General features: G+C 70.3%; 6 protein-coding genes. 3 read left to right on the top strand and 3 right to left on the bottom strand.

Annotated elements, in window-relative coordinates; all coding sequences use genetic code 11:
• The first annotated feature begins 195 nt into the window (after positions 1 to 195).
• Complete coding sequence (locus tag FJY74_08510) at positions 196 to 2,379, top strand: transketolase (protein ID MBM3308354.1); 2,184 nt, start codon at positions 196 to 198, stop codon at positions 2,377 to 2,379.
• Here FJY74_08510 and FJY74_08505 read toward each other — a convergent pair.
• Complete coding sequence (locus FJY74_08505; protein MBM3308353.1) at positions 2,339 to 3,664, bottom strand: GNAT family N-acetyltransferase; 1,326 nt, start codon at positions 3,662 to 3,664, stop codon at positions 2,339 to 2,341. The genes FJY74_08510 and FJY74_08505 overlap by 41 nt on opposite strands.
• Positions 3,665 to 3,992: 328 nt before the next feature.
• Here FJY74_08505 and FJY74_08500 point away from each other — a divergent pair, with 328 nt between their 5' ends.
• Entirely contained in the window at positions 3,993 to 7,739 is a 3,747-nt protein-coding gene (locus FJY74_08500) for an immune inhibitor A (GenBank protein ID MBM3308352.1), read from the top strand.
• Positions 7,740 to 7,836: 97 nt separating this feature from the next.
• Complete coding sequence (gene otsB / locus FJY74_08495) at positions 7,837 to 8,745, top strand: trehalose-phosphatase (GenBank protein ID MBM3308351.1); 909 nt, start codon at positions 7,837 to 7,839, stop codon at positions 8,743 to 8,745.
• On the opposite strand, the gene FJY74_08490 is transcribed toward otsB, so the two are convergent.
• Together FJY74_08490 and FJY74_08485 are read right to left on the bottom strand one after the other, a co-directional pair.
• Positions 8,742 to 9,167 carry a universal stress protein gene (locus FJY74_08490; GenBank protein MBM3308350.1) on the bottom strand — a complete coding sequence of 142 codons (426 nt, stop codon included), beginning with the start codon at positions 9,165 to 9,167 and terminating at the stop codon, positions 8,742 to 8,744. The genes otsB and FJY74_08490 overlap by 4 nt on opposite strands.
• Positions 9,139 to 10,056, bottom strand: a complete 918-nt coding sequence (locus FJY74_08485; GenBank protein ID MBM3308349.1) for a mechanosensitive ion channel family protein — start codon at positions 10,054 to 10,056, stop codon at positions 9,139 to 9,141. The genes FJY74_08490 and FJY74_08485 overlap by 29 nt, the downstream gene beginning before the upstream one ends.
• Positions 10,057 to 10,084: the final 28 nt, after the last annotated feature.

The raw sequence follows: 10,084 nt of genomic DNA, 5'->3' as shown, positions 1-10,084 counted from the left end.
CCCCCCCGCCCCCCCCCCCGCACCCCCCCGCCCCACCGCCCGGCCCCCGGCGCGGTGTTTACTTCCCCTCCCGCCTGTGATAGCCTCCCGGAACGATTCCGCCCACGGGCTGGGGCCTTTCGCTGCACCCGCGGCCCGCTCGCCCATACCGTTCGAGGCGTCGAAGGGACCCCTCACAGACCCAAGGAGAGCGTCATGGCCATCAGGAGTTCGAAGACCGGGCAGGTGACGAAGAGCTACACGGTGGAGGAGCTCAAGGACGCGGCGAACCTCATGCGCGGGTACAACCTCGTCGCGCTCGCGGCCGCCGGGTCCGGCCACGCCGGCGGGACGCTGTCCATCATGGACATCACCGCCGCGCTCTACCTCCACGTCGCGGACCACGACCCGAAGAACCCCTCGTGGCAGGACCGCGACCGCATCATCTGGTCCACCGGCCACAAGGCGCCGTCGCTCTACCTCGGGCTCGGCATGGCCGGGTTCTGCGACGTCGAGGACGTCGTGACGCTCCGCAAGCTCTACTCGCCCTTCCAGGGACACCCCCACTGGCTCAAGCTCCCCGGCGTCGAGGTCTCGTCGGGGTCGCTGGGCCAGGGCCTGTCGGTCGCCGTCGGCATGGCGCTCGCCGCGCGCCTCGACAAGCGCGACAGCCGCGTCTACTGCATCATGGGCGACGGCGAGCAGCAGGAGGGGCAGATCTGGGAGGCCGTGATGGAGGCCGGGCACTTCAAGCTCGACAGCCTGTGCGGCATCATCGACAAGAACCGGCTCCAGATCGACGGGTGGGTCGAGGACGTGATGGGTGTGGACCCGCTCGTGGAGAAGTACAAGTCCTTCAACTGGAACGTCATCGAGATCGACGGTCACAACATGGAGGAGATCGTCGATGCCTTCGAGCGCGCCAGGATGACCAAGGGCAAGCCGACGCTCATCCTCGCGGACACCGTGAAGGGGAAGGGCGTGAGCTTCATGGAGGACGTGGCGGGGTGGCACGGGAAGTCCCCGAGCATCGAGCAGATGTGGGAGGGGCTCAAGGAGCTCGGCCTGGACAAGAAGCTCCCGGTGCAGCGGCTCCTCAAGAAGGCCGCCGGCCATCAGGCGAAGGCGGCGAAGAAGCTCGAGGCCAAGCAGCCGAAGTTCTCGCGCGACTACTTCTGGAACTGCTCGCAGACGATGCGGGCGGACATGGACCCGACCAGGATGGGGTTCGGGCGATGCCTCGCCGAGAAGGGCGGTGACGAGCGGGTCGTGTGCCTCGGCGCGGACATCTCCGGCTCCATCACCATCAGCTACTTCTACGAGAAGAACCCCGAGCGGAAGGACCGCTGGATCTCCGTCGGCATCGCCGAGCAGTCGGGGACGGGCGTGTGCGCCGGCCTCGCGAAGGAGGGCAGGCTGCCGGTGTTCGGCACCTACGGCGTGTTCGCGTCCGGGCGGAACTGGGACCAACTCCGGACGACGGTGTGCTACGGCGGCTTCAACGTCTTCATCGCCGGCGCGCACGGCGGCGTGTCGGTCGGGCCGGACGGCGCGACGCACCAGGCCCTCGAGGAGTTCTTCCTGATGTGCGGGCTCCCGGGGATGCACATCGAGGTGCCGTGCGACGCGGTCGAGACGAAGCGCGCGAGCGAGCACCTGCTCTTCAAGGTCAAGGGGCCGAAGTACCTGCGGTTCGCGCGCGAGGCCACGCCGGTCGTCACGGACGAGAAGACGCCGTACGCGTTCGGCAAGGCCAACGTCATCCGCTTCCGCGGCCCGAAGGACCGCTTCAAGGACGCCTTCCAGCACGCGCTCGCGTCGAAGTACAAGAGCGAGGGCGAGGACCTCACGATCGCCGCGTGCGGGCCGTCGGTGCCCGAGGCGATGCGCGCCGCGTGGATCCTCAAGAACGAGTACGACATCGAGACGAGGGTGTTGAACGTCCACACGGTCAGGCCGCTCGATGAGGCCGCCATCATCGCGGCCGCGGCGGAGACCGGCATCGTCGTGACGGCCGAGGAGCACCAGGTCGGCGGGTTCGGGAACCTCGTGGCCGCGGTGCTGGCGAAGGCGCCCGCGCTCTACGGACTGCCGGTGGGCGTCGGGATGGTCGGCGTCAAGGACCGGTTCGGCGAGTCGGGCGCGCCGTGGGAGCTCGTGAAGGAGTTCGAAGTCTCGGCGGAGCACATCGCCGTCGAGGCGAAGCGTCTGTACGACCTCAAGGTGAAGCGGCTCACGTCGAAGCCGGCGGCGGGCGGCACGAGGACGTCGGCGCGCGGGCGCGGCGGGAAGGCCCATGCGCGGACGGCGAAGAAGAAGGCGCCCACCCGAGCGAAGAAGCCCGCGGGCAGGAAGTCGCCTAGAGCGACCACCTCGGGGCGGGGCGGGAGGAGGCGCTAGGCCTCCGCTCGGCGGCGCGCGCGGCCGCGTCTACGGCGCGCGTCGCCCGCGCCAGGCCGGCGGTGTCCCTCACGTCCACGGAGGGCCCGCGCGGCAGGATCCTGACCCTGAGGAGCGGCCCGCGCACGGACATGCGCAGGAACGGTCTTCCGCGGTAGCGCACGGTCGCCGTCGCGCCGCGCACGGACAGCGCGCTCCCGTCGATCCCGCACCGCTCGATGAGGTGGTCGAGGACGACGCGGAGCGCGTTCCGCATCCAGTGCACGCTGAACCTGTTGGAGAGCTTCTCCACGCGCTGGAACAGCTCGCGCCGCGGGTCGGGGACGCAGTGGCGATAGACGAAGTCGCGCGCGTTCTCGAACAGCACCGGGCGTCCGGCGCGCTCGACGAGGAGCCGCGCGAGGAGATCGGCGGCCTCCTCGGAGTGCCTGTTCAGAGCGCGCTCGAGCACGTCCTCGAGCGGCTCCTCGCCGCGGCGGAACCGCGCCGCGCCCAGCTCGTACACGATCGCGTTCCCCGGCGGGTCGGCCCGGAACCCCGAGCGGTGCACGACGTCGGCGATGCGCCCCGGCGGGAGCATCGCGGAGACCTCGGTCTCGCCGGACCGCGCGGCGATCGCTCGCACGTCGCGCGCGAAGCGGGCGAGGTCGGCGTCGCTGCCGTCGGCGTACCCCAGGCAGACCTCGCCGTCAATGCGCCCGCGGTCCCACACCGCGACGGCCCGCACGTGTCCCTTCCTCGGCAGCACGAGCACGCGCCCGTCGGCGATGAGCCGGCGGATGCGCCGTCTGTCGAGCGCGGGGAACGTCCACGACACGCCGTAGAGCCCGCTCATGGCACGGTGGCATTCGGACGCCAGGACGAACCGCGTGACCGCGTCGCGGTCGCGGCCGATCGCGACGCGGGAGAGGAGGGAGCGGGCGGGCTCCGTCGGCGCGACGAGGTACCTGCCGCGCGCGACGAGCCAGAACCCGCGCACCTCGGCGAGGTGGCGGGACGCCGCGTTGGACAGCCCGGTCGCGTAGCGGATGCTCTTCGGTCGGAGGCTGAGCGCCGCGCGGAACGTCCCTCTGTTGATCTGCCGCGAGAGGCCGCGGCCCTGGAGCGCGGGGTCCAGCCTCAGTCCCTCGAGCCACACCTCGCCGGGCGCAAGCAGCGTCACCTTCGACATGCCGACCGGGCGCCCGCCGAGCGTCGCCGTGAGCAGCATGCCGCGCCGGTCGAGGAGCCACTTGTCCCAGACCGCCGGGAGATAGTCGGTGCCGCCCCAGATGCGAGACGCCATCTCGAGGATGGCGTCCCGATCCGAGGCGCGGGCTCTTCTCACAACAAGCCGCTCGGAAGCGCGGCGAGTTCCGCGTCTCATCGCCTCTGCCCACGGTAGCCGACGGGGCACTATGGTGCGTTGACGCGGAGATGATACCTCGGACCGCGTCGAGCATCAAGCGCTCGTTGCGACCGCGCTTGCCACGTGCTATACTGCGCAAGCGAAGACCCGGGCGTCGCCCCCGCGCGCGTGGCGAGGGCCGCGCCCGGGCCTCTCTAGGGTTTTCCTGAGCCGGGTGTCGGCGTTCTGGGCGGGGGCGCGCCCGCCCGAGAAAGGAAGACGCTGCATGAGAGCGATGGTTGCCGTCCGGCCGATGCTCCCCCTTCTCGCCGTGGTCTGCGCCGCGCTGGTCACGGGCACAGCAGCCGCCGGCGTCGTCGTACAGCGGTACGAGTTCAGCGAACCCCTCATCAAGCCGGTGGACGGCTACCACGCCGTCTCCATGGACGGGGCAACGAGTCTTGCAGCCCCCGGCGAGCCGCTGCTTCCCGTGGCCGCAGCGAGGCTCCTGCTCCCGCCGGGCGAGCGAGTGACCGAGGTCCGCGTCACGCCCGGCGAGCCCGTCCTTCTCGGGACGGGCTATCTCGTTGCGCCCGCGCAGCCGCAGTATCCGCTGAGCTTCACGGGGCCGATCCAGCCGGTCGGTCCGGACTACGGCGCCCGCGCCTCGTTCCCGGGCCGGTTGAACGACGAGCCGCTCTTCGGTCTCTATCGCGGGCACGGGATCGCGACGGTCGCGCTGCACCCGGTCGAGTACCGTCCTTCCGACGGCGCGCTCGTGTGGTACCCGAACATGGTGGTGGAGGTCGTCACGGCGGCGGACCGCGAGGTCGGCGAAGCGCTCGGCGCGCGCGTCCGGCGTGACGAGCCGACCGTGGCCCGCGTGCGGAGCCTTGTGGACAACGAGGCGGCCGACGGCGCCTACGCGCTCGCGCGGCGCGACGCGCCGGCGAGCCGAGCGCTCGACCCGGCGCTTGGGTACAAGTACATCATCGTCACGACCGACGCGTGGGACGACTATCTCACGGGGTTCGCGGAGTTCCAGACGCAGCGCGGCTTGAAGGCCGGGATCTACCTCAGGTCGTGGATCGTCGCGAACTACGCAGGCGTGGACGACGCGGCGAAGATCCGCGCGTTCATCGCGGACGCGTACAGCGCGTGGGACGTTGACTACGTGTTGCTGGTGGGCGACGCGCGCGACGCGAACGGCATCCCGCACAGGGGGCTGCGAGCGGACGCCTACGGAGAGGTCGACAACGACATCCCCGGCGACATCTACTACGGCGCGCTCGACGGCACCTGGAACACCGACGGCGACTCCTACTGGGGCGAGCCGGGGGAGGAGGACTTCTACCCCGAGGTCGCGGTGGGACGCGCCTGCGTGAGCACCGCCGCGCACGTCCAGAACTTCGTCACGAAGACGATGCGGTACGCGAACTCGCCGATCGTCTCGGAGAGCAACAAGGCGATCATGGCCGGCGAGCTCCTGTGGACGAGCCCGCTCACGTACGGCGACGCCTCGAAGGAAGAGGTCCGCTACGGCAGCTCGATGAACGGCTACGCGACCGTCGGGTTCGTGCCGGGGTCCATGACCGTGAGCGTGTTCTACGACAGCCAGGGCTCGTGGTCGGCGTCGGCGCTCATCAGCGCCATGGAATCCGGGATGAACATCGTCAACCACCTCGGACACTGCAACGTTCAGTACTGCATGAAGATGTACAACACGGACATCCCGCAGTTCGACAACGACGGGACGAACCACTCGCTGAACTTCGTCTACAGCCAGGGCTGCTACTCCGGGTCGTTCGACAACAGGACCACGGGCGGCAGCTACACCGGCGACTGCTTCGCCGAGGAGTTCGCGTGCGACGACGACGGCGCGGTGGCCGTCGTGATGAACTCGCGGTACGGCTGGGGCGATCCGGGCGGGACGAACGGCTCGTCGCAGTTCTTCGACCGGCAGTTCTTCGACGCCATGTTCGGCGAGCACATCTATGCCATCGGCTCGGCGAACGACGACTCGAAGACCGACAACATCTGGGCGATCAACTACGGCGCGAACCGCTGGTGCTACTACCAGCTCACCGTGTTCGGCGACCCGGCTCTGCACCTGTGGACGGCCCAGCCGACGGCCATGGTCGTTGACCATCCGTCGGCGATCATCGTGGGCCAGCCCGACATGCAGGTGACCGTGTCGGCATCGGGGCAGGGGGCCGTGGCGGGCGCGCGGGCCACCGTCTGGACGGACGACCACTCGGTGTACAGCACGGGCGTGACGAACGCCTCGGGCGTCGTGACGCTGCACCCGCACGCGCAGGGCCCGGGCACGATGCACATCAAGGTGTGGGCGCACGACCGCCTCGTGTACGGCGCGGACATCACGGTCGCGCCCGCGACGGGCCCGTTCGTCGTGCTCGACCACTACGAGCTTGACGACGACGCGGTCGGCGGGAGCGACGGGAACGGCGACGGCGTCGTGAACGCCGGCGAGACGATCGAGATCGTCCCGACGCTCAGAAACGTCGGAAGCGCGACGGCGACCGGGGTCGGGGCTCAGCTCTCGAGCGGGAGCCCGCACGTTGCCGTGATCGACGCGAACGGGGAGTACGGCGACATCGCGTCGCTCGGGACGGCGACCTGCCTCGGGAGCCACTCGTTCACCGTGTCCTCCGATGCGCCCAACGGCACGGTGCTGCAGTTCGAGCTGGCCATCACCGAGGGGTCGCGCGAGGCGGAGGCGGGGCGCGCCGTGCGGCGCGACATCGCCGTCATGGCGCAGGAGCGGGAGACGTGGTCGTCGAGCTTCAGTCTGGCGGTGGCGGCGCCGGTGCTGTCGTACGCGAGCCATCTGGCGGACGACCCGCAGTACTCGGGCAACGGCAACGGCTGCCTCGAGGCGGGGGAGACCATCCTCATCACCGTGTCGCTCCGGAACACCGGTGGCGCCGCAGCGACGGGCGTGGTGGCGACGCTGTCGTCCTCGGACCCGTACGTTCGGATCAACGAGGCAGAGCAGGGCGTCGCGACGATCGGCGCGGGCGCGACCGCGGCGCTGGGCGGCGTGTTCTCGGTCACGCTGCTTCCCGACTGCCCCGAGTTCCATCACGTTGACTTCGTGCTGGACGTCGCGGCCGACCGGGGCTACGCGGCGACGACCGCCTTCAGCATCATGAGCAGCGGCGGCGACTTCACGGACGACGTGGAGTCCGGCGAGGGCGAGTGGACGCACGGGCCGGTCACGGGCGGGTTCGTCGACGAGTGGCACATCGACACGTACCGGAGCCACACCCCGGGGCACAGCTGGAAGTTCGGCGGCGAGGGGTCCACCTACTACGCCGACTCGGCCGACGGCGCGCTCGTGATGCGTCCGATCTGCCTCGGCGCGGACGCGCAGCTCCGGTTCTGGGACTGGCTGGCCTCGGAGCAGGAGACGAGCATGTCCGCGTGGGACTGCTGCCTGGTCGAGATGACGACGGACGGCGGCGTGACGTGGGACGTGATCGAGCCGGTGGGCGGCTACAGCCACATCAAGAACTCGAACCCTGCCAACCCGCTCCCGCAGGGCACGCCGTGCTGGTCCGGCAACCACGGCTGGCGTCAGGAGACGTTCAACCTCTCGGCGTACGCCGGCGAGACGGTGCAGGTGCGGTTCCGGTTCGCGTCCGACGGCTACGTGACCTACGAGGGCTGGTACGTAGACGACATCGAACTGACCTCAGCCCCGACGGCTCTGGTGGCGGACGGCGCGGGGAGCTGGACGTTCAGGCTGTCGCAAAACGCGCCGAACCCGTTCAACCCGACGACGGTCATCCAGTACGAGTTGCCGCGTGCCGGGGACGTGGCGGTCGAGATCTACACGGCGTCCGGGCGGCTGGTGCGAACGCTGGGCGGCGGGAGGCAGGAGGCGGGGCCGGGGAGCGTCGTGTGGGACGGCACGAACGATGCGGGTCAGAAGGTGGCGAGCGGCGTGTACATGTACCGCCTCGTGGCGGACGGGATGGCGTCCGAGAAGACGATGGTGCTCCTGAAGTAGTCGCCTTGCGCGTCGGGGCGGGGGTGGTTATCGTGTTCACCGACCCCGCCCCGGCGCTCTCATGTCCGCGGGCCGGGTGAAGAGGCTCCGATACCACATGATCCGGAACGACCCCGAGCTTGCGTATCCCAATCACGTCTCCGAGGAGGTGGACCTCCTCGCCCGGGCGCTCGGCTCGGCGACGGAGGTCTTCCTGTTCGTGGACTACCGCGGGACGCTGGTCCCCGGCGACGGGACCGGCGGCCGCGCGCCCGCGCCGGCGCCCGAGGTCCGCTCGAAGCTCGAGCAGCTCGCGGGCGAGGACGCCTTCAACGTGTTCGTCGTGAGTCGCCGCTGCGTCTCGGAGCTGGACGACCTCTTGCGCGTGCCCGGGCTGGGGTTCGTCGGACAGGGCGGGTTCGAGATCCGCGGCGCGCGCGGCACGCCGTTCTTCCCGGTCAATCCCTGCGTGACGAGGCGGCTCTTCCGCGACCTGGAGGGGCACGCGAGGGACCACCTCGCGCGCTTCCCCGGCGTCGAGGTGGAGAACCTCGGCTGCACGCTGTCGGTGAGGCTGCCGCGTGACGCGCGCGCCGTCGCGCGGGAGGCGACACAGGAGTTCATCGCGCTCGTGAAGGAGGCGGACGCGCGGTGCCAGCTCGAGGTGCTCTACGATCGGTCGGGGGTGGGCGTGCGCCTGGCCGGCTGGCACAAGGGCCATGCGGTCAGGCACATCCTCGGGGACGCGGACCGCGAGGAGACGCTCGCCATCTACGTCGGAGACGACGTGACGGACGAGGACGCGTTCGCTGCGCTCACCGAGTGGTCCTGCCCCGACGGCGCGGACGGCGCGTGGGTCGTGCCGCCGATGGACGACGAGGACGAACTCGACGGCTGGCCCGGCTCGCTTCCCGTTCTCGTCGCCGAGCGTTCGCGCCCGTCTGCCGCCTCCCTCTTCGTGAGAAACCCCAAGGAGGTCTACGAGTTCCTGTCGTCGCTCGCCGCCGTGGCCTCGTCGATCCTCTAGGCTCTCCTGACGATCAGCACCGAGCATGCGGCCAGCCTTGCGACGGTCTCGCTCACCGAGCTGAGCGTCCAGGCCTCGTCCTTGCTGTGCCCGCGCGCGCCGACGACGATGAGGTCGGCGCCCTCGGACTCCGCCAGCGCGACGACAGCCTCCGCGGCATGGGGCTGCTCGAGAAGGCGCGTGTCGGCGGCGACGCCGTGCTCCTTCGCCACGGCGGCCGCGTGCGCGAGGATGTCCTCGGCGTCCTGGCGCATGCCGGCGCGGAGCTCGTCGCCGAGGTCGGCGCGGTAGCTCTCGGGGATGTAGAACGCGTGGCAGACGGTGAGCTTCGCGCCGCCGCACGCGGCGAGGCGCGCGGCCGCCGCGACGGCACTGTCGAAGTGGCCTGAGCCGTCAACGGCGACGAGGATCTTCCGGAACATCCCCGGCCTCCTTCGCGGGCCCGCCCGGCCCCGCCCAACGGATCCAGACGTCGCGCTGCGGGAACGGGATCCGGATGCCCTGCTCGTCGAACGCCTTCTTGACGCGCCGGCGGAACTCCCGCCCGACCGCCCACTGCTCCTGCGGCTTCGTCGTGAACGACACGCGGATCACGACCGACGACTCGCCGAAGTCCTGCACGCCGAGCACCTGCACCGGCTGGCTGATCTTCTCCCTGAACTCGGGCGCTGCCACCAGCTCGTCGCCGACCGACTTCAGGACCGCGATGACGCGGTCCACGTCCTCGCCGTAGGAGACGCCGAGGTCGAGGACGAACCTCGACCACTGCTTCGTCATGTTCGTCACGACCGCCATCGCGCCGTTCGGGATGACGTGGACGTTCCCGCGGACGTCGCGGAGCGTGGTGGAGCGAAGCGTGATGCGCTCGACGACGCCCGAGACGCCGGCGGTCTCGATGACGTCGCCCACGCGGAACTGGTTCTCGAGGAGGATGAAGACCCCGGCGAGGAAGTCCTTCACGAGCGACTGCGCGCCGAAGCCGACGGCGAGGCCGGCGATGCCGACGCCCGCGAGGATGGGGGCGATGTCGATCCCCAGTTCGCGCAGGACCATGAGCGCGGCGACGCCCCACGCGGCGACGCGGACGAGGTTCCGCACCACCTTCCCGATGGTCGCGGCGCGCTTCTCCCGCTCGGAGAGCGTCGTCGGGTCGTCGTCCTCGAACGCCCTCTCGATGCGGCGCGTGATGAACCCGGCCAGGCGCGTCACGACGAACGCGACAAGCAGGATCCCCGCGATGCGGATGCCGCTCGAGAAGACCCACTTCATGAACACGGTTGGGTTGAAGACCTGTCTCCAGTCGAACGCCACGATCCGCCTCCGCTACCCGATGACGAAC

The organism is Candidatus Effluviviaceae Genus I sp. (genome assembly GCA_016867725.1).
Classification (GTDB): Bacteria; Joyebacterota; Joyebacteria; order Joyebacterales; family Joyebacteraceae; genus VGIX01.
This window is presented reverse-complemented; position numbering and strand designations above follow the sequence as displayed.